Origin of the sequence: Winogradskyella forsetii (genome assembly GCF_013394595.1) — a bacterium.
Lineage (GTDB): Bacteria > Bacteroidota > Bacteroidia > Flavobacteriales > Flavobacteriaceae > Winogradskyella > Winogradskyella forsetii.
The window spans coordinates 3,303,380-3,328,649 of record NZ_CP053348.1; the positions used below are offsets into that span (position 1 = coordinate 3,303,380).

Annotated in this window: 27 protein-coding genes; 18 read left to right on the top strand and 9 right to left on the bottom strand. The window is 33.8% G+C overall.

Annotated elements, in window-relative coordinates; genetic code table 11:
• Positions 1-41: 41 nt before the first annotated feature.
• Positions 42-470 (bottom strand): exosortase F system-associated membrane protein, encoded by a 429-nt coding sequence (locus HM987_RS14305; RefSeq protein ID WP_179008729.1) that lies wholly within the window; start codon positions 468-470, stop codon positions 42-44.
• Entirely contained in the window at positions 463-1,014 is a 552-nt protein-coding gene (gene xrtF / locus HM987_RS14310) for an exosortase family protein XrtF (RefSeq protein ID WP_179008730.1), read from the bottom strand. The genes HM987_RS14305 and xrtF overlap by 8 nt, the downstream gene beginning before the upstream one ends.
• Positions 1,015-1,106: 92 nt before the next feature.
• On the opposite strand from xrtF, the gene HM987_RS14315 reads away from it, so the two are divergent.
• On the top strand, positions 1,107-1,565 hold the full coding sequence (locus tag HM987_RS14315; RefSeq protein WP_179008731.1) for a GAF domain-containing protein: 459 nt from the start codon (positions 1,107-1,109) through the stop codon (positions 1,563-1,565).
• A 248-nt stretch (positions 1,566-1,813) separates the two neighbouring features.
• Here HM987_RS14315 and HM987_RS14320 read toward each other — a convergent pair whose 3' ends face one another.
• From HM987_RS14320 to HM987_RS14340, 5 genes are all read right to left on the bottom strand, one after another.
• Positions 1,814-2,539: an SDR family oxidoreductase gene (locus HM987_RS14320; RefSeq protein ID WP_179008732.1), complete on the bottom strand. Its 726-nt coding sequence runs from the start codon at positions 2,537-2,539 to the stop codon at positions 1,814-1,816.
• Positions 2,540-2,620: 81 nt separating this feature from the next.
• A complete protein-coding gene (locus tag HM987_RS14325) occupies positions 2,621-3,148 on the bottom strand; it encodes a DUF4136 domain-containing protein (RefSeq protein ID WP_179008733.1) in 528 nt (175 codons plus the stop codon).
• 50 nt (positions 3,149-3,198) lie between these two features.
• Positions 3,199-3,912 (bottom strand): ion transporter, encoded by a 714-nt coding sequence (locus HM987_RS14330; protein WP_179008734.1) that lies wholly within the window; start codon positions 3,910-3,912, stop codon positions 3,199-3,201.
• Between the two features lie 15 nt (positions 3,913-3,927).
• Positions 3,928-4,926, bottom strand: a complete 999-nt coding sequence (gene obgE, locus HM987_RS14335; protein WP_179008735.1) for a GTPase ObgE — start codon at positions 4,924-4,926, stop codon at positions 3,928-3,930.
• Positions 4,927-5,074: 148 nt separating this feature from the next.
• Entirely contained in the window at positions 5,075-6,184 is a 1,110-nt protein-coding gene (locus tag HM987_RS14340; protein WP_179008736.1) for an adenylate kinase, read from the bottom strand.
• 226 nt (positions 6,185-6,410) lie between these two features.
• Here HM987_RS14340 and HM987_RS14345 point away from each other — a divergent pair, with 226 nt between their 5' ends.
• From HM987_RS14345 to HM987_RS14400, 12 genes are all read left to right on the top strand, one after another.
• Positions 6,411-7,565 carry a 5-(carboxyamino)imidazole ribonucleotide synthase gene (locus HM987_RS14345; protein ID WP_179008737.1) on the top strand — a complete coding sequence of 385 codons (1,155 nt, stop codon included), beginning with the start codon at positions 6,411-6,413 and terminating at the stop codon, positions 7,563-7,565.
• 159 nt (positions 7,566-7,724) lie between these two features.
• The gene (locus HM987_RS14350; protein ID WP_179008738.1) at positions 7,725-7,982 is read left to right on the top strand and encodes a hypothetical protein; all 258 of its coding nucleotides are present in this window, start codon (positions 7,725-7,727) and stop codon (positions 7,980-7,982) included.
• Positions 7,949-8,206: a Fic family protein gene (locus HM987_RS14355; protein ID WP_179010072.1), complete on the top strand. Its 258-nt coding sequence runs from the start codon at positions 7,949-7,951 to the stop codon at positions 8,204-8,206. The genes HM987_RS14350 and HM987_RS14355 overlap by 34 nt, the downstream gene beginning before the upstream one ends.
• Positions 8,199-8,678 carry a 5-(carboxyamino)imidazole ribonucleotide mutase gene (gene purE / locus HM987_RS14360; RefSeq protein ID WP_179008739.1) on the top strand — a complete coding sequence of 160 codons (480 nt, stop codon included), beginning with the start codon at positions 8,199-8,201 and terminating at the stop codon, positions 8,676-8,678. Before HM987_RS14355 ends, purE begins: the two co-directional genes overlap by 8 nt.
• A 163-nt stretch (positions 8,679-8,841) precedes the next feature.
• A complete protein-coding gene (locus HM987_RS14365) occupies positions 8,842-10,872 on the top strand; it encodes a M3 family metallopeptidase (protein WP_179008740.1) in 2,031 nt (676 codons plus the stop codon).
• 123 nt (positions 10,873-10,995) lie between these two features.
• A complete protein-coding gene (locus tag HM987_RS14370; RefSeq protein ID WP_179008741.1) occupies positions 10,996-13,500 on the top strand; it encodes a KAP family P-loop NTPase fold protein in 2,505 nt (834 codons plus the stop codon).
• A 91-nt stretch (positions 13,501-13,591) separates the two neighbouring features.
• A complete protein-coding gene (locus HM987_RS14375) occupies positions 13,592-14,095 on the top strand; it encodes a GbsR/MarR family transcriptional regulator (RefSeq protein WP_179008742.1) in 504 nt (167 codons plus the stop codon).
• Positions 14,096-14,155: 60 nt separating this feature from the next.
• The gene (locus tag HM987_RS14380; RefSeq protein ID WP_179008743.1) at positions 14,156-14,977 is read left to right on the top strand and encodes a DCC1-like thiol-disulfide oxidoreductase family protein; all 822 of its coding nucleotides are present in this window, start codon (positions 14,156-14,158) and stop codon (positions 14,975-14,977) included.
• Between the two features lie 55 nt (positions 14,978-15,032).
• A complete protein-coding gene (locus tag HM987_RS14385; RefSeq protein WP_179008744.1) occupies positions 15,033-15,332 on the top strand; it encodes a hypothetical protein in 300 nt (99 codons plus the stop codon).
• Between the two features lie 3 nt (positions 15,333-15,335).
• Positions 15,336-15,722 carry a hypothetical protein gene (locus HM987_RS14390; RefSeq protein WP_179008745.1) on the top strand — a complete coding sequence of 129 codons (387 nt, stop codon included), beginning with the start codon at positions 15,336-15,338 and terminating at the stop codon, positions 15,720-15,722.
• Between the two features lie 2 nt (positions 15,723-15,724).
• The gene (locus tag HM987_RS14395; protein WP_179008746.1) at positions 15,725-16,624 is read left to right on the top strand and encodes a TIGR01777 family oxidoreductase; all 900 of its coding nucleotides are present in this window, start codon (positions 15,725-15,727) and stop codon (positions 16,622-16,624) included.
• Positions 16,625-16,627: 3 nt separating this feature from the next.
• Complete coding sequence (locus HM987_RS14400) at positions 16,628-17,284, top strand: YqjF family protein (protein ID WP_179008747.1); 657 nt, start codon at positions 16,628-16,630, stop codon at positions 17,282-17,284.
• Here the strand turns inward: HM987_RS14400 and HM987_RS14405 are convergent.
• A protein-coding gene (locus tag HM987_RS14405) for an IS3 family transposase (protein WP_179005723.1) occupies positions 17,281-18,443 on the bottom strand; the annotation gives its coding sequence in 2 pieces (ribosomal slippage) (positions 17,281-18,206 and positions 18,206-18,443; 1,164 coding nt in all). The two genes, HM987_RS14400 and HM987_RS14405, sit on opposite strands and share 4 nt — an antisense overlap.
• A 405-nt stretch (positions 18,444-18,848) precedes the next feature.
• On the opposite strand from HM987_RS14405, the gene HM987_RS14410 reads away from it, so the two are divergent.
• Together HM987_RS14410 and HM987_RS14415 are read left to right on the top strand one after the other, a co-directional pair.
• The gene (locus HM987_RS14410; RefSeq protein WP_179008748.1) at positions 18,849-19,406 is read left to right on the top strand and encodes a sigma-70 family RNA polymerase sigma factor; all 558 of its coding nucleotides are present in this window, start codon (positions 18,849-18,851) and stop codon (positions 19,404-19,406) included.
• Between the two features lie 36 nt (positions 19,407-19,442).
• Complete coding sequence (locus tag HM987_RS14415; protein ID WP_179008749.1) at positions 19,443-19,706, top strand: hypothetical protein; 264 nt, start codon at positions 19,443-19,445, stop codon at positions 19,704-19,706.
• On the opposite strand, the gene HM987_RS14420 is transcribed toward HM987_RS14415, so the two are convergent.
• A complete protein-coding gene (locus HM987_RS14420) occupies positions 19,683-20,519 on the bottom strand; it encodes a UbiA prenyltransferase family protein (RefSeq protein ID WP_179008750.1) in 837 nt (278 codons plus the stop codon). The genes HM987_RS14415 and HM987_RS14420 overlap by 24 nt on opposite strands.
• Before the next feature lie 121 nt (positions 20,520-20,640).
• Here HM987_RS14420 and gcvP point away from each other — a divergent pair, with 121 nt between their 5' ends.
• From gcvP to HM987_RS14435, 3 genes are all read left to right on the top strand, one after another.
• Positions 20,641-23,490, top strand: coding sequence for an aminomethyl-transferring glycine dehydrogenase (gene gcvP / locus HM987_RS14425; RefSeq protein WP_179008751.1), 2,850 nt, complete (start codon positions 20,641-20,643; stop codon positions 23,488-23,490).
• A 162-nt stretch (positions 23,491-23,652) separates the two neighbouring features.
• Positions 23,653-24,711, top strand: coding sequence for a 3-oxoacyl-ACP synthase III family protein (locus HM987_RS14430; RefSeq protein ID WP_179008752.1), 1,059 nt, complete (start codon positions 23,653-23,655; stop codon positions 24,709-24,711).
• A 25-nt stretch (positions 24,712-24,736) separates the two neighbouring features.
• Positions 24,737-25,270 carry a class I SAM-dependent methyltransferase gene (locus HM987_RS14435; RefSeq protein WP_179008753.1) on the top strand — a complete coding sequence of 178 codons (534 nt, stop codon included), beginning with the start codon at positions 24,737-24,739 and terminating at the stop codon, positions 25,268-25,270.

The window sequence follows — 25,270 nt, forward strand, 5'->3', positions numbered from 1 at the left end:
TACGAAATTCTAACTTTACTGATTATTGAATTTTGAAACTATTAACGATTCAGTTTATGGTAATAAAACGCTGGCAAAAGCAATATTAATCCAATAGGCTGGATTAAAAACCGTCTCACATTAAAAAACATATAATAATCTTCCTGCCTTGGATTGATTACAAAATATAAAAATGGAATCATCAGTAGAATATAAGCAGTAACATAGATAATGGTAGAAAATTTAATAATATTCTTGTCGTTAAAAATAAGATATAATATGCCTAAGGAAATCGTTGAATTCAAAACAAACCTTAAGGTAGTATTGAGAACTAGCTTTGCTATTTCCCGTCTCGGACTATCCATGTATAAATAATCATTTTCGAAAAACTTAAGGTAGGGATCGTAGAACAGTTCATCCTCAAAACCTCTAATGGCTACCAAAAGTAGAAACAAAAAAACGACGCATATGTATCTGGTTAGTTTAGTCATTAGGCTTTATAGTTTTAGAAAACCGATTGACCCAGACCATCCAAAGTAAAAAAACCACACCATAAATGAGCATCGGGAAAATCACGGTATGCATAATTTCCTGTCGCCAAGGATAATGGTATAATCCAACAGAAAGAATAACAATTCTAATCAGATTAAAAGCATAAATAAGGATGCTGCCAGCAAAACAGTAAAAAAGTGTTGACTTCCATTTGCCAGCAAATGCAACGATAAATGAGACAAATAAAATGATAATACTAATAGCATTGCAGCCTTCAATAACACGAGCTACATATTTTCCGTTTATCACGATTTTCATGGAAGGTTCATTGGGATGCGGCAACACCTTAGTGTCATAACCAAAACCATTTAATAACGCCTTGGTTTGCTCGGCCACTAAATTGGTTAAGTAATCTGGATAATATTCAGAACCATCAGAACTATTCAAATAGAAATTGTAAGCAATGGTCAACGCAGCATATACAGCCAGAAATGTAACTATAAAACGAATTACGGATTTGTATTTTACTAATAGTGCTCTCAAGCCATCTGGAAACTAAGTTGGTGTTAAATTTATAAAAACAGTAATTCAAAATAGCGCATTTTAAATACTTTTACCAAAACTTATTTACACTTATGACATTTCAAGACTTAAAACCCAAAATAAAATCCATCATATCGAATGATAATCTTACTGTTGACGAACGATTGCTTAAAATTTGCGACACTCTTGAAAGGACTATAGCGTATTACAATTGGGTTGGTTTTTATTTTAAAAACGGCGATAAAAATGAATTGAAACTAGGCCCTTACGTTGGTGAGCCAACCGACCATACTATAATCCCTTTTGGAAAAGGTATTTGTGGACAAGTAGCCCTTAGCAATCAAAATTTCGTAGTTCCCGATGTGACCGCCCAAGATAATTATATTGCTTGCAGCATTACCGTAAAGGCAGAAATTGTGGTTCCTATTTTTGTTAATGGGGAAAACATTGGGCAGATTGATATTGATTCCAATACGCCTAATCCTTTTACAGCGGACGATGAACGGTTTTTGGAGTTTGTTTGTACTCAAGTCGCTTCGCTTCTTTCGTAAATTCCAATAATAAAACTCCAAATTACAATAATTAAAATTTCAAGTAGGTTCGATGAAAATTTTTTCTTTTGAAACCCTCACTGGTTTATATTTTAAGCTATAGCAAAAAGTTCCAAAATGACCAATAAAGGTCAAATGGAACTTTTCTACTTCAGACTTCTTACTTTATACTTTTCACTAAAAACAGCTAGCTCTTAGGCAGGGAAAAGGAGTTTATTACAAGCATTTCAAATTAGACATGGTATTACTTACTTACTCGGAGGCGTCGTTGGTCGCACTTCAATTTTACTTGGTAAGGTTCTTGGATTCATTTTTAATAAGTCGACCACCAATTCGCCAATATCTTCAATCTGAATCTTCCATGCGCCTTTTTCATTGGGTTCGTTGCCATTGAAATGGGTGGAAACGGAACCAGGCATAATAGTGCTCACTTTTACACCGTATTGTCTTAAATCTAACATCACGGCTTGAGTAAAACCGGTAACCCCAAATTTACTCGCATTGTAGGCGGAACCTCCTGCGAAAAAGTTGGTGCCAGCTAAACTCGAAATGGTAATATAATAGCCTTTTGATATTTTGAGTGCGTCAACACTTGCTTTAATGGAATTAAAAACTCCTGTGAGATTGGTATCAATAACATCATTCCACTGGTCTTCGGTCAGATCTTCAATACTTGCAAAATGTCCCAAACCTGCATTGGCAATGACAATATCCAATTTCCCAAAAGTACTTATGGCTTGGTTTACAGCTTCTTTCTGACTACTCAACTGTCTTACATCAGCCTTTACACCAATCACTGAGCCAGTTGTATTGGTTTTGGATGCTAGTGATTTTGCCGCTTCATTGGCCGCATTTAAATCACGACTGGTTATAACCACTTTTAGACCTTGACTAAGCAATGCCTCTGCCACACCATAACCAATACCTTTTGTTCCTCCTGTTATTAATGCTACTTTTCCTTTTAAATCTTCCATGTTCTTCTTTTTTTGGTTCTTATCAAATTTACAAAACATGAACTGAAAGTGGCATTTTAAACTGTTATGAAAATTATAAAATTAGTCCGTATTATTTGGTGGATAACCTTCAAAAATCTTCTCTACCAATTTCTCGAGTGTAGCTTCTCGCTTTTCTGGCGACGCATTATGCCTATAGGTACTTTCACTAACAGCTAGCCAAAACAATCTCTCATTTTGTTGCTTATCTACAAAATCAATGACAATTTCCCTGGTGCTTTTGTTTGTTCCTATGGGCACACCAACAGAGACACCTCCAAAGCCTCCGCCACTTCCTCCACCAACTCCAACACCTACATTAGGATTATTTCTATTCATTAGCTTTTCACTTTGAATATCGATGTAGAAATCCGGATTGTCAGATTTTGTAAGTCCCATTTTAGAAAGTTTAGCGTCAATAGCACTTATTAAACGTAGGCTATCAAACTGGCTCAAACCCGTTTTCATATCGTCAAAATAATTATAGCTTTTGTAATTGCTAAAATCCGTTGATTTTTCGTAATCGTAGTTGACTATTGTGCCGCAAGAAGTCATTAAAAACGCAACAAATAGAAATTTTAAATTTTTCATCTTTTTATTTTAAAGGTATAAAAAAATTAAAACCTAAAAGTGTATTTTAACTATTCCTCTTCCTCATTAGGCTCTACAGCCTTCGTCAAAGATGACGAAATAATACCTGTTGGAATAGCTACGACACCCAAACCTATCAATAACATAAAGAAAGTAAATACACGACCTCCAACCGTAATCGGATACACATCGCCATAACCAACCGTTGTTAAAGTAACTATAGACCACCAAAGGCTAGAAAATATAGAAGAAAAATGTTCTGGTTGTGCGTCGTTTTCAAAATAATAAATACCAACTGCAGTAAAATAAATGAGCATTATAGTTATAATCATAAATAAGATAATCTGCTCCTTTGCCATTATCATAGCATTCGCAAAATGGCGCATCGCTTTATTATAACGAACTAACTTGAATAGTCTAAACAAGCGGAACATTCTAAGTAAACGTAACGACCGTAGATCAATACCAAATGATAAATAAAAAGGAAGAATTGCCAGAAAATCTACGATGCCGAAAAAACTAAAAATGAATTTCGGTTTGTTATCTGCCACATAGATTCGGGCTAAATATTCAAAGGTGAAAATGACCACACAAAAGGCTTCAATAGCATTTAAAACCACCCTTGTTTTGGGTTTCAAATCTGGTAAGGTTTCAATGGAAAAGGTAATGACCGAAAAAACAATGAGAAACTGAATAAAATAAGCGAAACGCCTGCTTTGCCTATTATCGTTGAGCTCTACGAGGTTTTTTAGGTATGCTTTCATATTAAGGATGAAAGATTAATCATTCAACAACTTCCATAGTTTATCCTTCAATTCTGTCAGTCCTTGTTGTGCCACAGATGAAATAAACATGTAATCCGCTTTTAAATCTTTGTCTAAAATTGTGGATATTTCAGATTTTAACTCTTCATCCAACATATCGGATTTTGAAATACAGACGAGTCTTTCCTTATCCAACATTTCAGGATTGTAGCGTCTTAATTCGTCTTCTAAAATTTCGTATTGTTCAACAATATCCTTAGCATCTGCCGGAATCAAAAATAAGAGAATTGAATTCCGTTCAATATGCCTTAAAAAGTAGTAGCCTAAACCTTTGCCTTCGGCTGCCCCTTCAATAATACCGGGAATATCTGCCATAACGAACGATTGGAAATCGCGATATTCAACAATACCTAAATTCGGCTTTAACGTGGTAAATTCATAATCGGCAATTTTAGGTTTTGCAGACGTCAAAACAGATAATAACGTCGATTTTCCCGCATTAGGAAATCCAACCAACCCCACATCTGCCAATACTTTAAGCTCTAAAGTAATATCCAATTCTTCATGTGGAATACCAGGCTGCGCATAACGTGGCGTTTGGTTCACTGAACTTTTAAAATGCCAGTTACCTCGTCCGCCCATGCCACCTTCGACCACAATCTTTTCTTCGCCATCTTCTGTAATTTCAAAGAGGATATCATTGGTTTCAGAATCTCGAACTACAGTTCCTAATGGGACATCAACATACATATCTTCACCATCAGCTCCTGTACTTCTACCTGAGCTACCATGTTCTCCATGACCAGCTCTAACATGACGTTTAAACTTTAAGTGAATCAGTGTCCAAAGGTTAGAATTTCCACGAAGAATGACATGGCCACCACGACCACCATCGCCTCCATCTGGTCCGCCTTTAGCAATATATTTTTCACGATGTAAATGCGAAGAGCCTTTACCTCCATTTCCGGATGTCACGTGCATTTTTACGTAGTCTACAAAATTTCCTTCAGTCATGTTTACTTCCTATTAAAACAGGAATTCTTTTAATTAAAATTCTAAGTTTAAAAGTTTATGTGTTTAATTGTTTATGAGTTAAGTGATTTATTTTTCAAATGAACGTCGATTCATATCTGTTTAGTTTCAATTAAACCCTTAAACTATTTTAAAGCTTATCAATAACTTTACTCAATCGTACCGTAATTTCTTCAATACTACCAACACCATCAACACCAAAATACTTTTCTTGCTCAGCATAATAATCTTTTAGAATCGCTGTTTTATTGTAGTATTCCTTAATTCGGTTTCTAATTATACGTTCATCGGCATCATCTGCTCTTCCGCTGGTTTGTCCTCTTTCAAGCAAACGTTTTACCAAAACCTCATCATCAACTTCCAAAGCTACCATGGCATTAATTTGGGAATCTTTGCTATCCATTAATTCATCTAACGCTTTGGCCTGTGCATTGGTTCTTGGGAAACCATCAAAGATAAACCCATTGGCTCCCGTATTTTTCTCCACCTCTTTATTCAACATGTCAATAGTAACTTGGTCTGGCACTAATTCTCCTTTGTCCATATAGGATTTCGCCAACATTCCTAAAGCTGTTTCGTTTTTAATGTTGAATCTAAACACATCGCCTGTTGAAATATGGATTAAATCGTATTTCTCCTTTAAGAAATTAGCTTGTGTTCCTTTACCTGCACCGGGAGGGCCAAATAGCACTAAGTTTGTCATGTGTTGTGTGGTTTTTAATTGATATACGTCTGGCAAATCCCGTCCTAAGCCGTCGTAATCCAAGCCGTAGCCAACGATGAACTTATTCGGAATTTCCATTCCAACGTAATGAAGTTTAAAATCTTTATTGTAAGCCTCAGGTTTGTAAAACAAGGTTGCGATAAGCAATTGTTTTACATTTTCGTTTTCAAAAATACGATGTACTTCTTCTAATGTGTTTCCCGAATCTATGATGTCTTCTAAAATAACGACCGTTCTTCCCGTTAAATCTTGGGTCAAACCAATGAGGCGTTGTATATCTTCGGTTGACTTTACACCTTCATACGACGCTAATTTGATAAACGTGACTTCGCAAGGTTTTGGGTATTTCTTTACGAAATCGCTCACCAACATAAATGAACCATTCAAAATACCAACAAAAACAGGAACTTCGTCTCCTAAATCTGCTGCAATAGCATCTGCCATTTTCTGTACAGCAGTATCTATTTCTTTCTCTGAAATGAAGGGTTTGAAATGTAAATCGTGAAGCTTGATCAAAACGGAATTATTTTAGAATGGCGAAGATAATCAATTTGATTGATGATTGACGATTTTTTGATTTACGAATTTCAATGGTTGTCTCATTTTTACCTTATTTTTGTAGTGAAAAAATGAATCTAAAGCTCTGAAAAGGTTCCTTTATTTTCCGAAAGCTTCGGAAATCTAAGACAAAGTATTAATAAATTAAAAAGGTTTCCCATTTTCATGGGAACAACTAAAGTTGATGAACTATTTTTCTTCAAATTTTAAACTCGGTATTCTTGGTGGTGGCCAATTGGGCAAAATGATGCTTTATGACACACGCAAATTCGATATTTACACTTGTGTTTTAGACCCCAGTAAAGATGCTCCATCTCGACTGGCTTGCGATGAATTTACCGTTGGCGATTTAATGGATTATGACACCGTTGTCAACTTCGGAAAAGATGTTGATGTCCTCACGTTTGAAATTGAAAACGTCAATGTTGATGCCTTAGAAACCCTTGAACAAAAGGGCGTAAAGGTGTTTCCGTCTTCTAAAACGTTACGGATCATTCAGAATAAAGCCACCCAGAAATTATTTTATCGCGATCATGATATTCCAACAGCTGAATTTTCAAGATTTGCGTATTCCTCGGAAATTGATGAAGCTGTTGAAAATGGTGGATTAAGCTATCCGTTTGTTTGGAAAAGCGCACGGTTTGGTTATGATGGCACAGGTGTGAAAGTCGTAAGAAAAGAAGAAGATTTAACCGATTTACCTAATGTGGAATGCATAACCGAAAAATTGATTCCGTTTAAAAATGAATTGGCGGTCATCGTTGCCCGAAATGAACAAGGCGATCTAAAAACCTATCCTGTTGTGGAGATGGAATTTCATCCTGAGGCCAACCAAGTTGAGTATGTGATTTGTCCGGCTAGAATTCCTAATGAAATTGCTAAAAAAGCAGAATTTATCGCTTTGAGAGTGGCAGACGCTTTCAAACATGTCGGTTTGTTGGCTGTTGAAATGTTCCAGACTGAAACTGACGAGATTTTAGTCAATGAAGTGGCACCAAGGCCTCATAATTCTGGTCATTACAGTATTGAAGCCAGTTACACTTCACAGTTTGAACAGCAATTAAGATGTATTCTGGGTTTACCATTGGGTAATACCGAAAGTAAAGTTGCTGGCGTAATGGTGAATCTGGTTGGAGCAGAAAACCATACCGGAAATGTGGTCTATAAAAATATTGAACACATATTGGCTATGGAAGGTGTAACGCCACATATCTATGGCAAAAAGCAAACGCGACCATTTCGGAAAATGGGACATGTTACTATTGTAAATAAAGATGTTGCTGTAGCTAGAGAAATTGCTGAAAAAGTAAAGGGTAGTATTGAGGTAATTAGTGAATAGTTTTTGAATATTAAATTTTGAACTTGTTCAAAAAACGCACAGGTTCAGATTTTCTAATGTAGTTATATAACTACCGAGGAATTCTCGGTAGTTCAAAACTATTATTTAGGCATTAAAGATTTTCATTGAGTTAACTAATGAATAAACATTGAATATATTTTGAATGAAATTCTTATATATAAAAATGACAATCAAATAGAGGTTGAAGTGACCTATGTAAATGATTCTTTATGGCTTAATCTCAATCAAATTGGAGCGTTATTTGGACGTGACAAATCTGTAATATCAAGACACATAAAAAATCTTTACAAGGACAATGAACTTTCTGAAAAAGCAACTGTTGCAAAAAATGCAACAGTTCAATTAGAAGGAAATAGAAAAGTATCGAGGAAAAAGCAGCTAATCTTCTCTATTTAGTAGTTAAAAATCATTCTTTTACAGATGGCAATAAACGTATTGCTGCTTGGTTATTTGTTTGGTACCTTAATGAAAACAATTATCTATATACTGTTAACGGAATCAAAAAAATTGGCAATGACACTTTAGTTGCCTTAACTTTGATGATTGCAGAAAGTAATCCGAAGGAAAAAGAACTGCTAATCAATGTGATTATAAATTTAATTAACACCGATAATGAGTAAAGTAGCCATAATAATGGGAAGTAAAAGCGATTTGCCAGTAATGCAAGACGCCATAGATATATTACAAGGCTTTGATATTGAAATTGAAGTTGATATCGTTTCCGCACATCGAACACCCGAAAAATTATTCGAATTCAGTAAAAACGCTCACAAAAGAGGTATTAAAGTTATTATTGCTGGTGCTGGAGGCGCTGCACATTTACCAGGCATGGTGGCTTCATTATCGCCATTACCCATAATTGGAGTACCTGTAAAAAGCAGTAATTCTATTGATGGTTGGGATTCCGTATTGTCTATTCTACAAATGCCTGGAGGCGTTCCAGTTGCTACGGTTGCCCTTAATGGCGCAAAAAATGCTGGAATTCTAGCTGCCCAGATTTTAGGCACTTCCGATACCTGTATTCTGGATAAAATAATGGTTTATAAGGAAGGCTTAAAAGCAAAGGTTATAGATTCTGCAAAAGACCTATAAAGAAGCCTCAACTCCCGTTGAAGCTTCTAGCTATTAACCAACTCTACTTTTACATTATTTAATGTGCAAGTACTATAACTAAGATACAAAATATTCTACGGTTGATTATCATAAAATTAGTTAAAATTCAGATTATCAACTATTTAACATAAATTAACAACAAATGACAATTCTCAATAAACCATTCAATACACCATACAATACTGCTCCTTTTTCAAAAATAAAAACCGAGGATTTTATGCCTGCTTTTAAAGTAGCCATTAATAAAGCAAAAGCTGAAATTGATGACATTACCGCAAACAGCGAAGCACCAACTTTTGAAAACACTATTGAAGCCTTGGATTACTCTGGCGAAGAGTTAGACCGTATTTCCAGTATTTTCTTTAACTTGAATTCGGCCGAGACCAACGATGAAATTCAGAACATAGCCCAAGAAGTTTCCCCTCTACTTTCAGAATTCAGCAATGATATTACGTTGAATGAAGCATTATTTAAGCGTGTAAAAGCCGTTTACGATTCAAAATCAAATTTAGATTTAACCATAGAGCAAGACACTCTTCTCGATAAGAAATACAAAGGCTTTTCTATAAATGGCGCCAATTTACCCGACGATAAGAAAGAAAAATTACGTGCTATTGACAAAGAATTAAGCCAGTTAAAATTAAAATTTGGTGAGCATGTTTTAGCCGAGACCAATAAATATGAAATGCACCTAACCGACGAAGCCGATGTGTCCGGTTTACCTGATGGTGCCAAAGAAGCCGCAAAACAATTAGCGGAAAGTAAAGATAAAGACGGCTGGTTGATTACTTTAGATTATCCGAGCTATATTCCATTTATGACTTATGCCGATAATCGTGAATTACGCGAAGAACTATCAAAGGCAGCGGGAAGTAAAGGGTTTCATAATGATAAATTGGACAATCAGGATATTGTGCTGAAAATTGCAAATTTAAGATTTGAGCGTGCTCAACTTTTAGGCTACAAAACGCATGCCCATTTTGTACTGGAAGAACGCATGGCAGAAACACCAGCAAACGTAAAGTCATTTTTAAACGAATTATTAGAAAAAGCCAAACCAGCTGCAAAAGACGAATTCAAAAAACTTGAAGACTTCGCAAAAGACCTAGACGGTGTAGACCAGCTTCAAAAATGGGATTCCGGTTATTATTCTGAAAAGTTGAAACAAAAGTTGTTCGATCTGGACGATGAAAAACTGAAACCTTATTTTAAATTGGAAAATGTCATCAATGGTGCCTTTACGATTGCCAATAAATTATTTGGATTACAGTTTGAAGAAATTGATTCCATAGACAAATATCATGAGGACGTTTTAATCTATAAAGTCACTGATGCAGACGGAGAGTTGGTTTCCATTTTTTATGCCGATTTCTTTCCAAGAGCTGGAAAACGAAATGGTGCTTGGATGACCTCTTATAAACCGCAAATGATTAAGGCTGGTAAAAATGAAAGACCTCATGTCTCTATAGTTTGCAACTTTACAAAACCGACAAAAAGCAAACCGTCTTTATTAACTTTTAATGAAGTGACAACCCTGTTTCACGAATTTGGCCATGCACTTCATGGCATGTTGGCCAACACCACTTACCCAAGTTTATCGGGTACAAGTGTGTATTGGGATTTTGTGGAATTACCAAGTCAGGTGTTAGAAAATTGGTGTTATGAAGAAGAATCTTTAAAATTATTCGCTACACATTATGAAACAGGTGAAGTCATCCCAATGGAACTTATTGAAAAAATAAAAGCCTCATCAACGTTTCATGAGGGCATGCAAACCCTTCGTCAGTTGAGTTTTGGTTTGTTGGATATGAGCTGGCATGGTATTGACCCTTCTAAAATCCAAGATGTAAAAGTGCACGAAGTTCAAGCCTTTGGAAACACCAATTTGTACCCTGAAGTACCAGAGAATTGCATGAGCACCTCGTTCGCACATATATTTCAAGGTGGTTATTCTTCAGGTTATTACAGTTATAAGTGGGCCGAAGTTTTGGATGCAGATGCCTTTGAATATTTTAAGGAAGAAGGCATTTTTAATAAAACGGTTGCGGATAAATTTAAAACCTATGTGCTATCACAAGGTGGAACGGAAAACCCAATGACGCTATATAAAAAGTTTAGAGGCCAAGAGCCGAAACCTGAAGCCTTGCTGAGACGTGCTGGCTTGTTGAAATAGAATTTGTCAATTAATTTTATTGAAATCCAAACCGAAGAAATGTCTTCGGTTTTTTTTGTTAATTAAAATATGATAACACATTAATAATTTTATCTAATTTTATGATTACCAGAAGAATTCTTTATGAAGCAGAAAAAAACTAAAAGCAATTACCGAGAATATAAAAACGAAATGTTAGTCTTTACATTTTTAATTGGACTATATGTTATTTTACATACTCCAATAAACTTATTAATTAATAAAATCCTGATTAACCCAGTTTTAAAATACGTATCATCACGAGCTTGGTATAATGATATAATTTTTTGGTCCGTTATTTCATACTTGATATTCAAAACAATTAAGTTTTGGAAAAGACAATATTACCCAAATGTAACTTATGCTATTTTGTTATCCCTTTCTGCCATCTATTTCATAAATCGAATGAAGAACTGGTGGGAATATTCACAATCCAGTTTATCAGACAAAATTTACTATGCTGACCTATTATTAGTTGCTTCAATTATAGTAATCATTTTGATGACAAAAACTTATTTCGCAAAACGAACAAAAAGTAATAAGAAAAAACAATTAGGTTTTATTGTTGATAAACCATTAACTAATATTTCTGATGACCAATTAAAATATTCCGATTATGCTCAAATTATGACAGAAAAAATTCTAAATACTACTGCGGACAAATCATTTGCAATAGGTATTAACGCAAAATGGGGAACTGGTAAAACCTCATTCCTGAATTTTATAAAAGAACAAATTATTAGTAAAGACTCGAACATAATCCAAATTGATTTTAGTCCTTGGAATATTGAGAGCCCTAAAGCGATTATATCAGATTTTTTTGAAACTTTTGAAAAAGAATTAAACAAATATAATTCTAATATTTCAAGACATTTAAATAACTATTCACGAAAACTATTAGCATTAAATGAAATTGATAGTACAAAATCAACCTATAAACTTCTATCTACTGTTTTGTCGAAGGACAAAACTCTTTCAGCTTTAAAGCAGGAGATTGAAAAGAATATAAATAGAATTGACAAAAAAATAATCGTTTTTATTGATGATTTAGACAGACTAGACAATGATGAAATCATTGAAATTCTAAGAATAATTAGAAATACCGCAGATTTCAAAAATACTTTCTTCCTAGTTGCATATGATAGAAATTATATAATTAATGCTTTAACAAGATATAATTCATATAATAAAGAGGGTTTTTTAGAGAAAATTTTTCAATTAGAAATCAATCTTCCTAATTTCAATCCAATAGAACTTAGACAAAAATTGTTTGAGAATTTATCCATTTACTTTCCTGATAAAAAAGATACTTTCACAAATGTAATTTTACCAAAAGTACAAACAAAAATTTCTGAATCACTTGAAGAGAATATTCAGAGCATGAGAGATGTAGTGCTCCTATCAAATGGCCTAATTATGAATTATGAAAATTTGAAGGGAAATATTGATTTTAAAGATTTGATTTTGATTGAAATATTAAGAATAAAATATTCCAGCATCTATGAAATTCTAAAATCTAAGAATAATAATTTCATTGTTAAAAATTCAAATCGCTTTGAGTGTTATTCTTTGCGTAAAGATGAAAATGAGGAGAATATTTACAAGACAGTTATGGAAAAATATCACAACCTTAATATTAATTATTTGAATATTGGTAAAATAAAGAATATTTTGAGTATTGTTTTTAACCCAGAACAAGTCAACCATCTTTCCTTAATAAACGTTTCTAAATATGAAAATTATTTTTCATATCGGCTCAGAGAAATAACTTTAAATGATCCTGAGTTTTTGGTTAAGAGAAATGATAGCTTAAATAAGCTGTTGGAATATATCACTCAAAGCATATCAAAAGGATACGAACATGATTTATTAAAGAGATTTTATTCTATCAATAATTATAAGAGTTTTGATGACTATAAAAAAATCATCAAATCAATATTTTATTTAGCTGAGCATAAGAGTAATAAATCCAATAATGTTATAGGATTTGAGTATGAAGCACTTTTAAGAAAGTGCAGCTACAGTAGAAACTGGACTAACATTGGAATACGTAGTTCAAACCACAACGATTTTATAAAAGATGTTTTTACCTCGAGCACTAGCAAATTCAAGCTTAATGTTCTAAATTCACTTATCAACGATGGTATGGGTATATCACAATTTATTAAAGAATCTTTTCCTATAGAAAGTGAAGAAGCACAAAATATTTTAAACAATGCTTTTCTAGGATACATAGAAACACATAGAACCATCGATGAAGATTTTATTGGCTTCTTAAAAAATACTTTAAAAACAGACAACAAGGGTTCTGGTATTAATCAAAGTTACGAAATAGATGAGAAAATAAGAGTAGCTGCTTTGGAATACCTAGAAACACAAACAGTAGATGACATAATAAAAATAGCTATTAAAAAATCAAATATTAATGGTTTCGAACTATCTAAAGACCTATTAACGATATTGGGAAACAGTCAGAGTCTATTGACTTTTTTGCTTAATCACCAAAAAGTAAAAGATTCAAAGTACATAAATGAATTTAATAAATTTGTAAATAAAATGCAAAAATTCAACAGAGCCCAATTCCATTTTGAAGTTATACCAATAACTTAATAATATGTCATTTTATCTTTTTATCAGTTTTTATTTAAAAATAAACTTTCAATAATTATTGAAAGTTTAAATATTATTGTATATTTGAACTATGGATTATCAAGAAGCAAAAGAAAAATTTATAAGTACATGGGGAAGTTTAGGGTCACTTTGGGGCATTAACAAAGCCATGGCACAAATACAAGCTTTGCTTTTTATATCCACCAAGCCATTGTCTATGGAAGATATTATGGAAGATCTTAAAATTTCCCGTGGCAATACGAGCATGAATTTAAGACAGCTTATGGATTGGGGAATTGTAACCAAAGTTTTAATCTCTGGGGAACGAAAAGAGTTTTTCACCACGGAAAAAGACGTACAAGAATTGGCTCGCATTGTTGCCAAAGAACGTAGCAGAAGAGAAATAAAACCAGTCATTAAAGTTTTGGAAGACGTCTCTTCCATTAAAGATGATGGCACTGAAAAAACCAAGGAACTCATTACACAGACCAAAGCGTTGCATAGCTTAACACAAGATTTAGATGTCCTAATGAATAAAATGGTCAATCAAAAACAAAATTGGTTAACGAAGTCTGTTTTTAAACTGATGAAATAGCCCATATATTTTTTAAATAAAACTTTCAATTTTTTCTGAAAGTTTAAAATAAATGAAAACATGAAAACACTACAAAACCAGACCCTACTCTACGACAAAGATTGTCCATTATGTAACGTATATACAAGAGGATTTATTAAAGCCAAAATGCTAGACAGTAATGGTCGTAAAGCCTATTGTGATTTAAATAATGACGAACAACACTTTATAGACCTCCAAAGAGCAACAAATGAAATCGCGCTTTTTGACACTAACAACAAAACTGTTATTTATGGAATTGATAGCTTACTTAGGGTGATTGGAAACTCAATGCCATGGGTAGAAAAAATCGGTAATTTAAAACCTGTAAAACTCGGACTTAAAAAATTATACTCTTTTATTTCCTTTAACCGAAAAGTCATAATTCCGAACAAGGAAGACAGCAGCCAAAAGCTTCAATGTGTACCAGATTTTAACTATAAATACAGATACATTTATATTCTGATCGCAACTTTAATCACAAGTCTCGTTCTTTTCAACTTTAGTAGAATGATTAGTATTATTCCAGAATCTAATTTTTTACGGGAATGTTTAATCGCTTTAGGACAAATTGGATTTCAAGCGCTCTTCATTTCAAAATTAAAGTCTGACAAACAAATTAATTACCTCGGAAATCTCATGACAGTTTCATTAATGGGAAGTCTGTTTTTAATTCCTGTTTTAATAATCAATTCATTCTTCGTAATACCAGAAATAGCTTTACTCGCTTGGTTCGGATTAACAGTGACTTTAATGTTACTTGAACATTTGAGACGTGTTAAGATTTTAGAATTACCCAAGTATTTATCGGCAACTTGGTTGCTCTATCGTGTCGTTGTCTTATTATTAATCTTAAGTCTATAAAATGAGTTTCAATAGCCTAACATATTTAATTTATCTGCCTATAATCACTTTCATAATGCTAAAAGTTGGTTGGTTATTTTACAAAAATGGTGACGTATTCTTATCGCATTTATTCAACCAAAACAAACCATTGGTTACCAGCATTAACAAATTGCTATTGATCGGTTACTACTTACTTAATATTGGTTACGCCATTTTAACTATTGCCTATTGGGAACATTTAGAAAACGCAATAGATATGATTAATTCCTTAAGTATAACAATAGGCAGAATTGTAATCCTCTTAGCAATCATGCATTATAACAATATTGTTATTTTAAAATACGTCACTAAACAAAAACTCTTAAATCAATAAACCATGGAAAATTCAAAAATCATTATCGGCTACATTATCTACTTACCAATAGTTATTGTATTGACTATTTATATTTCAAAAATGTTATTCAAAAACGGGAGATTATTTATGATTGACATTTTTAAAGGCAAGGAAGAAATTGCTTTGGCAACTAATAGACTGTTTGAAATAGGATTCTATCTTATAAATATTGGATTCGCTCTTTTTATCATGAAAATATATTCCAGCTCTTACTCAGAAATGAGTTACCAAACATTAATGGAAATTCTTAGTAAAAAGATAGGCGGATTCACAATATATCTTGGCATCATGTTATTTTTAAATCTGTATCTATTTTTTAGAGGCAGACGCAAATCGAGGCAAGTAATTCCTAACACTAAAATTTCTTAATCATGAAAACCATAATCATAGCTGGTGGAACAGGTTTTTTAGGTCAGGTATTAGAATCCTATTTTTCTAAAAAGGGATACGACACTAAAATCCTAACTCGAAAACCCACAAAACCAAATCATATCTATTGGAATGCTAAGGAATTAGACCATTGGACCGCATCGTTAGAAGGTGCAGATGCGCTCATCAATCTCACAGGAAAATCTGTAGATTGTAGATATACTGAGGCCAACAGAAAACTGATTTACGATTCTCGAATAGACTCTACTCACATTTTAGGCTTAGCTGTAAACTTATGCGAAAATCCACCAAAAGTTTGGATGAACATGTCTACATCAACTATTTACGAAGGTTCATATACTAAAGAGATGACCGAAATAGATGGCGATATCGGTAATGATTTCTCTATGAATATTGCCAAATCTTGGGAAGCCGCTTTCAACAGTATTATAACACCAAAAACAAAAAAAGTTATTTTAAGAACAGCAATTGTATTAGGAAAAAGTGGTGGTGCGCTAATTCCCTTAAAACGCTTAACACAATTTGGTCTAGGTGGCAAACAGTGGCACGGAAAACAAAAAGTAAGTTGGATTCACAAAACGGACTTCGCTAGAGCAATTAATTTTTTAATTGAAAAACCTTTCGAAGGTACTTTTAATATTGTCTCATCAAAACCCACAACAAATGCCGTTTTAATGAAAACTTTACGTAACACATTAGAAATGCCCTTCGGAATCTCACATCCAAAGTGGCTTCTTAAATTTGGTGCGAAATTAATTGGTACAGAACCTGAACTGGTACTAAAAAGTAGAAATGTAATTCCAAAACGATTAACAGATAGCGGTTTCTTATTTTTATACACAGATATTGAAATTGCTATAGAAAATCTATTAAAAAAATAAAGCATGACATTTTTAAAAGCCTATTGGAAAAACCTCATTCTCATTAATTACGAGATTGATCCAAATATCTTAAAACCATTTGTACCAAAAGGAACACAACTCGATAGTTTTAACGGTAAATATTATGTTAGCGTGGTTGGGTTTATGTTTATGAATACAAAAGTTTTAGGATTAAAACTTCCGTTCCATATCAACTTTGAAGAAGTGAATCTTCGGTTTTATGTTAAACATAACGGCAAGAGAGGGGTTGTTTTTATTAAAGAAATCGTTCCGAAAGCATTAATTACATTCGTGGCAAACACCATATATCATGAGCATTATCAAACAAGTAAAATGAAGCACAGCTGGATGGAGCATCAAAATTATAACGAGTTTCAATACCAATGGAGATCAAATCAAAAATGGCAATCTATTTCCGTAAAAACCGAAAAAGACTTTTCTAGTATTAGGGATAATTCAGAAGAACAATTTATTACTGAACATTATTTTGGCTACACTAAACACGGCAATAAAACCTATGAATATGAGGTTGTTCATCCTACTTGGCGACAACTAAAAGTAGTTGATTTTAATGTGAACATGAATTTTGAAGATAACTATGGTCAACGTTTCAAAAATCTTCAAATGGACTACCTAATAAAAATGGGACTAATTTTTTAGGCCGCATTGTTAATAATTCGTTTTAATTTAAGTTCCATTTCAAGTGGTGTTAAGTAATCTAAGCTTGAATGAATTCTTTTAGTATTATACCAAGTAATGTACTGGCTTATTTTGTCAAATAACTGTAAGTATGACGTAAACTTAAACCGATATAGCCATTCGTGCTTAATGGTCTTAAAAAAGCTTTCTGCTACTGCATTATCCCAACAGTTCCCTTTTCTACTCATGGATTGTGTTATATTGCTATTGAAAGAAAAAATACTTGTCATTGTATTGGCTGCATACTGAACGCCTCTATCGGAATGAAATATGAAATTATTTGAAATAGTTCGATTTCTTCTGGCATGAATCCAAGCTTTTAACACCGTATTCTGTACAGTCATATCTTCGCTTAACGCCCATCCTACAACCTTTCTGTCTGCTAAATCTATAATAGTTGTTAGATAATTCCAGTTGTCATTTACTCTAATGTAAGTGATGTCAGACACCCATTTTTCTCCTATTGTTGAACTTGAAAATTCTCTATCTAGCTCATTTTTAGCCAATGGAAAGTTATGCTTGGAATCTGTTGTATTTACAAACTTTCTTTTTAAAACACTTTTTAACCCCATTTCTTTCATCAATATTGCAATATAGGAACGGCAATAATTCAAGTTTTCTCGTTCTAACATTTTCTGTATTCTACAGCTTCCATAAATCTCTTTACTATCTTCAAAAATAGCTCTAATCCTTTCCTTTAGTAATATTACAGAGTCTTTAGTCCTTACTAAATCCCTATTCTTACGCCAATTGTAATATGCGTTTTTACTGACATGCATACATTTACACATCTTCTCAACCACAAAATCTGATTCATTTGATAAAATGAATTGATATTTTAGTGGTCGCTCTTGGAAAAGATGCTTACTGCCTTTTTTAAGATATCACGCTCCATTTTTACATCTCGTAATTCTTTACGTAACGATTTAAGTTCTTGCTCTTCCATAGTAAGTTCTCTTTTCTTGGAAAAGTCTCCAGATTTAGCCTCGTAATCCTTTTTCCAGCGACTTATAAGGCTGGTAGCAACACCATAATCCTCACTTATTTGTTTTGCTTTCATTCCTGATTGCAATAGTTCTACTATTGTAACCTTTAATTCATTGTCATATCTTTTTGCCATAATTCAAATATATAATTTATGACCGTAAAAATTCGTCCCAGCTAAACTAGACATTCCAAAACGTCAGAACCAACTTCCGTTATTCTTGCCGAAGGCTCTGAAGTTTCTGTTAAAAATAAAAGAACCATTCATTAAAATAAGAACTAGTCTGTCCATTAAATTAACCTGAAATTTTTAAACTTTAATTAATCAATTTTTTGAAAATGCAATAAACGTACTTCTGAAATAAAATTAATTATTCATTTATTCATTGTTCATTTTTTTGATACGAATTTCACGAATCTCCACAAATGACTAATCAAACATTTTAAAAAAATTCGTACTAATTCGTGAAATTCGTGTCTTAACCCATAATTTATTTCTCAATTTTTTAAACTACATTTGAATCAGCAATGAAAAACGAAAATGCCTAAGCATCAAATAGACCCAAATAATTGGGTAAAATTATATTCAGATTACCTCTTCAATTACACCATTACACGTGTAAATGATCGCCTTATTGCTCAGGATTTAATTTCTGAAACTTTTTTGGCTGGCTTAAAATCCATGAAAAATTTTAAAGGAGAGGCTAGTGAACGTACATGGCTAATTTCAATCTTAAAGCGAAAAATTATTGATTATTACCGAAAAATAAATTCTAAAAAAGGTAAGGCTGAAGTGCGAATGGGTTATATCAATAATGAAGAATCCGAAGGTGATTGGCTGGAAGAACGCGTAGCTGACCCTTTTGACAAAACGGCTGAAGATACTTTAGTCAATTCTGAATTAGGTGATGCCATCTACGATTGTTTAGCAAAACTACCGGAAAAACAAGCCGATGTTTTTAAGATGAAAACAATTCTGGGATACGATACAGAAACTATTTGTAATGAATTGGATATTACTGCGTCTAATCTATGGGTAATTATCCATAGAGCTAGAACTGCATTGGCAGAATGCATGGAAAAAAATTGGTTTAAATAATAAAATTTCCTTCTCTTTGGGAAGGCTATGATGGGAATGAAAAAAGGTTTTTTGTTTATAAGTTGCGATGAGGCAAAACACATTTGTGATAAAGCACAATATGATGAGGCGACTTCTTGGGAACGCATAAAATTAGGTTTACGCCTTTTTTGGTGTAACGTTACTAAATCGTATTCCAAAAACAATAACAAGCTAACGGAAAGCATAAAAAATTCTGAATTAAACTGTCTTAAAACTGAAGAACGCATTAGACTTCAAAATCAATTTAACGACGAGTTAGCTAAGCAACAACAAAATTGACAACCAAACTATTGGTAAACTTTCCACCCAAAACGCACTATAATATTTCGATTGGTTTTTGTTTGAAAACAACAAAAAAAGCAATGTAATTGCGGTAATGACCAATGTGGAGATGAAAGCTTCTTCTTTGAATTGCTCTTTAAAATAATCCAAGATCACAAAAATCATTAACAATAAAACGCCCATAAACTTGGTTTTTTTTATGCCAATTTTTTGAGGAATGGTTGCTAATTTTATACTATCATAATTCAAATCCCTTATTTCAAACGGTAACATTAAAACCAATACAAAACAGAAGCGTTGCACAGTTAGAATGATGATGTTAGCATTTATAGACATTTCATTATTTACTACTGGTAAAATAACAGAAGTGAATGTCCAGACCAAAGCAATAACATACACTTTTATACCTCCAATTTGCCTTAAATTTTTATGGTCATCAAACAAAAACTGTCTAGGAATCATGATAGGAATCGCATAAAAGAAGGTAATGGTTCCCAAAATTCCAATGAGGATTAGGGTTTCTATTTCAAGAGAAAAAGCAAAATAACACATCGCTAAAAAAGCCAACAATGAAAACCCTTGGATAAACCTTAGCCAGCCTGCTAAACTGCGATGATGAAATTTGGCCACACCAAAATACTTCACAAAATTATAACCGGTAACACTAGCAAAAAACACAAATAACAACAGGTTTTGATCATATCCCAACTCCAATTCAACGAGTGAAACCCACGTCAATGCACAAGCTGCCAACGCCACATGAATACTACTATTCAAATAAAAGTGAAAGATGTGTTTGAATATGTGCATAAACAAAAATACACATTGTGTTAATAACCTCTAGTTTCGGTTAAAAACTTTAGTTTTCCTTAACTAAAAAACAAGGGTAAATCCGTACTTTTGCAAATTAAAATAAATAGTTATTTTTTATATGGATACAACCTCATTTGCACTCAGACATATTGGCCCAAGTTCAGACGACCAAAAAGCCATGTTAGACACTATTGGTGTTTCAAGTATGGAGCAGTTAATTACAGAAACCATTCCAGATAATATACGTCTACAAAACGATTTAGACCTGGATGCCGCCATGAGTGAACAGGAGTATTTGAGTCATATCTATAAATTATCGCAACTCAATAAAGTCTATAAATCTTATATTGGCTTAGGCTATCACCCTACTAATTTACCTGCCGTTATTCAACGTAACATTCTAGAAAACCCAGGATGGTACACGGCTTATACACCTTACCAAGCTGAAATTGCCCAAGGCCGTTTAGAAGCTTTATTGAATTTCCAAACCATGGTTATGGACTTAACAGGTATGGAAATTGCAAATGCATCACTTTTGGACGAAAGTACTGCAGCAGCAGAAGCCATGGCATTATTATTTGCCGTTAGGGAACGTGGCCAAAAGAAAGCTAATGTCAATAAGTTTTTTGTTTCAGATTTAGTATTACCACAGACTATAGATTTATTGGAAACCAGAGCAAATCCTATTGGTATTGAATTGGTAATTGGTAATGAAGCTGAATACAATCTCTCTGATGAATACTTTGGTGCTTTACTACAATATCCTGGTAAAAACGGTCAGATTACAGATATAAAATCTTTTATAGAACAAGCCAACGCCAAAAACATTAAAGTCGCTGTTGCTGCAGATATTTTAAGTTTAGTTAAGCTCGAAGCACCAGGAAAGTTTGGTGCAGATGTCGTAGTGGGAACGACACAACGTTTTGGGGTTCCGATGGGTTATGGTGGGCCTCATGCGGCCTATTTTGCTACTAAAGAAGCTTATAAACGTGATGTTCCCGGTCGTATTATTGGCGTTACAAAAGACACTAACGGTAACAGAGCGTTGCGAATGGCTCTGCAAACGCGCGAGCAACATATTAAACGTGACAAAGCAACTTCTAATATCTGTACAGCGCAAGTTTTACTGGCTGTTATGGCAGGAATGTATGCGGTTTATCATGGCCCAAAAGGCTTGACTTTTATTGCAGATAAAGTTAAAAATTCTGCTTCTACGCTGGCCGATGCTTTGGTAAATTTAGGATTGGAACAATCGAATTCACATTATTTTGATACACTGCAGATAAAAGCTGATGCGGTAAAAGTGAAATATGAAGCTGAAAAAAGCGAAGTTAATTTTCACTATCCAGATACACATACCGTAACTATTTCTATAAATGAAACGACTACCATTTCAGATTTAAATGAAATTATTTCAATTTTTGAAGCTGTAACAGGAAATACCACAGACAAAATTGAAACCCTATCGCATACGGAGACCATTCCTGAGGATTTAAAACGTCAATCTGATTTTTTAACTCTAGAAATTTTCAATAGCTATCATTCTGAAACTGAATTAATGCGCTATGTAAAACGTTTAGAGCGCAAAGATTTAGCCTTAAACCATTCTATGATTTCATTAGGTTCTTGTACCATGAAACTAAATGCGGCGTCGGAAATGTTACCATTGAGTTGGCCAAATTGGGGAAACATGCATCCATTTGCACCAGTAAACCAACCTATTGGTTATAAATTGATGCTGAATGAACTTGAAAATCAATTATCCGAAATTACGGGTTTTGCTGCAACTTCGCTTCAACCTAATTCTGGCGCTCAAGGAGAATTTGCCGGATTGATGGTTATCAAAGCTTATCACGAATCTCGAGGCGACCATCATAGAAATATCTGTTTAATTCCATCATCTGCACATGGTACAAATCCTGCAAGTGCTGTAATGGCTGGGATGAAAGTGGTTGTAACAAAAGCGTCGGAAAATGGAAATATTGATGTTGATGATTTAAGGGAAAAAGCGGAACTGCACAAAGATAATTTGTCTGCACTAATGGTCACCTACCCTTCTACACATGGCGTTTATGAATCTGCGATTAAAGATATCACGCAGATTATTCACGATAATGGTGGACAAGTATATATGGATGGTGCCAACATGAATGCCCAAGTAGGTTTAACCAATCCAGGGAATATCGGTGCAGATGTATGTCATTTAAATTTACATAAAACCTTTGCGATACCACATGGAGGCGGTGGACCAGGCGTTGGCCCAATTTGTGTGGCCGAACAATTAGTTCCTTTTTTACCTGGAAATCCAATAATCAAAACAGGAGGTCATCAAGCCATTTCAGCCATTTCCGGAGCACCGTTTGGGTCGTCTTTAGTATGTCTTATTTCTTATGGCTATATCAAAATGTTAGGTTATAGAGGTTTGAAAAAAGCAACTGAAGTAGCGATCCTAAATGCCAACTATATTAAAGAACGTTTAAAAGGATCTTATCCAACCTTATATTCTGGCGAAAAGGGAAGGGCTGCTCACGAAATGATCATTGATTGTCGTGATTTTAAAGCCAATGGTATTGAAGTCACTGATATTGCTAAACGTTTAATGGATTATGGTTTTCATTCACCAACGGTTTCATTTCCAGTTGCAGGAACCATGATGATCGAACCTACCGAAAGCGAAAGTAAATCAGAAATGGATCGTTTTTGCGATGCCATGATTTCAATTCGAAAAGAGATTGATACCGTTGATAAAGATGAGCCCAATAATATGCTTAAAAATGCACCACACACTCTAGATATGCTGACATCAGATGAATGGTTGTTACCTTACACTAGAGAAGCTGCTGCATTTCCTTTAGAATTTGTGAGAGACAATAAATTCTGGCCAAGCGTAAGACGTGTGGATGATGCTTATGGCGATCGTAATCTAATGTGTAGCTGTGCGCCAATTGAAGATTTTATAGAAGCCTAAAAATTGCTTTACAAAACGTGCTGAAACGTGATGCTTTTTTATGTTTTTTAAATTATATATACCGATTTTTAAGAATTTATTAAAAATTACACCTTTAAATAGACAAATTATAGAAAATTCTATAATATTAACTAGCTTCGTACTATTGAAATTAAAATAACTATGGCGATCAGAATAACCGGAACAGGAAGTTATATACCTAGCATTATAGAAAAGAATGAGGATTTTTACAATCATCAATTTCTTAATGCAGATGGATCGACTATTAATAGCCCGAACGAAGTTATTGTAGAAAAATTCAAAGCCATAACTGGGATTCAGGAACGTCGTTACATTAAAGATGAATTTGTGAATTCTGACATGGCCTTTTTTGCATCAAAAAAAGCTATTGAAGATGCCAACATCGATAAAGAAACCATCGACTATATTATAGTTGCCCATAATTATGGTGACCTAAAACACAATAACCAACAAAGTGATACTGTACCCAGTATTGCTTCCCGTGTAAAGCATTTATTGAAAATAAAGAACCCAAAATGTGTAGGTTACGATTTACTTTTTGGTTGTCCTGGTTGGATAGAAGGTGTTATTCAAGCTAAAGCCTTTATCGGCTCTGGTCTCGCTAAACGTTGTTTGGTTATTGGTTCTGAAACCCTTTCTAGAGTTGTAGACAAGCATGATAGGGATTCCATGATCTATAGTGATGGTGCTGGTGCGGTAATTATAGAAGAAAGTACTGAGGAAGGTGGGATCCTAGCGCACGAATCCGCAACTTACGCTTTAGACGAAGCCCATTTTATATTTTTTGGAGAAACCAATAATCCTGAAATTACAGACCAACGCAGATATATAAAAATGTATGGTCGTAAGATTTATGAATTTGCACTTTCCAATGTTCCTAAGGCCTTAAAATCTTGTTTGGAACAAAGTGGTAAATCCATTACTGATGTCAAAAAAATATTGATTCACCAGGCGAATGAAAAAATGGATGAAGCGATTGTACAACGGTTTTACAAGCTATACCATATGGAAATGCCAGAAGGTATTATGCCAATGACCATTAATACGCTTGGCAATTCTAGTGTGGCAACCGTGCCCACTTTATATGATATGATTTTAAAAGGACAGCTTGACTGTCAAAGCATCAATAAAGGCGATGTCATTATGTTTGCAAGCGTCGGAGCTGGTATGAATATTAATGCTATTGTTTATCAGTATTAGAATTTACAGATTCACACTTCGATAGATGTACGAAAAAACATATCCAAATAAACGCTTTAAACATACACTTAAGTTTTTACAAAAACATATCAATACATCGGAATCCATTTTAGATTTAGGCGTAAAAAATCCATTTTCTGAAATTATGATTTCTGAAGGATATTCGGTCACAAATACCACAGGAGAAGATTTGGATGACAATCAATCAGCAATTGAGAGTTCCAATGTTGATGTTGTAACTGCTTTTGAAATTTTTGAACATTTATTATCGCCTTATGAAGTTTTAAAATCCATTAAAGCCGATAAAATAGTCATTAGTGTGCCTTTAAAATTATGGTTCGCTTCAGCTTACAGAAGTAAAACAGATATGCGAGACAGACATTTCCATGAGTTTGAAGACTGGCAACTTGATTGGCTTTTAGAAAAAACAGGCTGGATTATTAAGGACAGTCAAAAGTGGACCAATCCAGTAAATAAATTCGGAATTCGACCTATTTTGAGACGTTTCACGCCTCGTTATTATATCGTTTATGCTGAAAAAGCATCAAATTCCAATTGA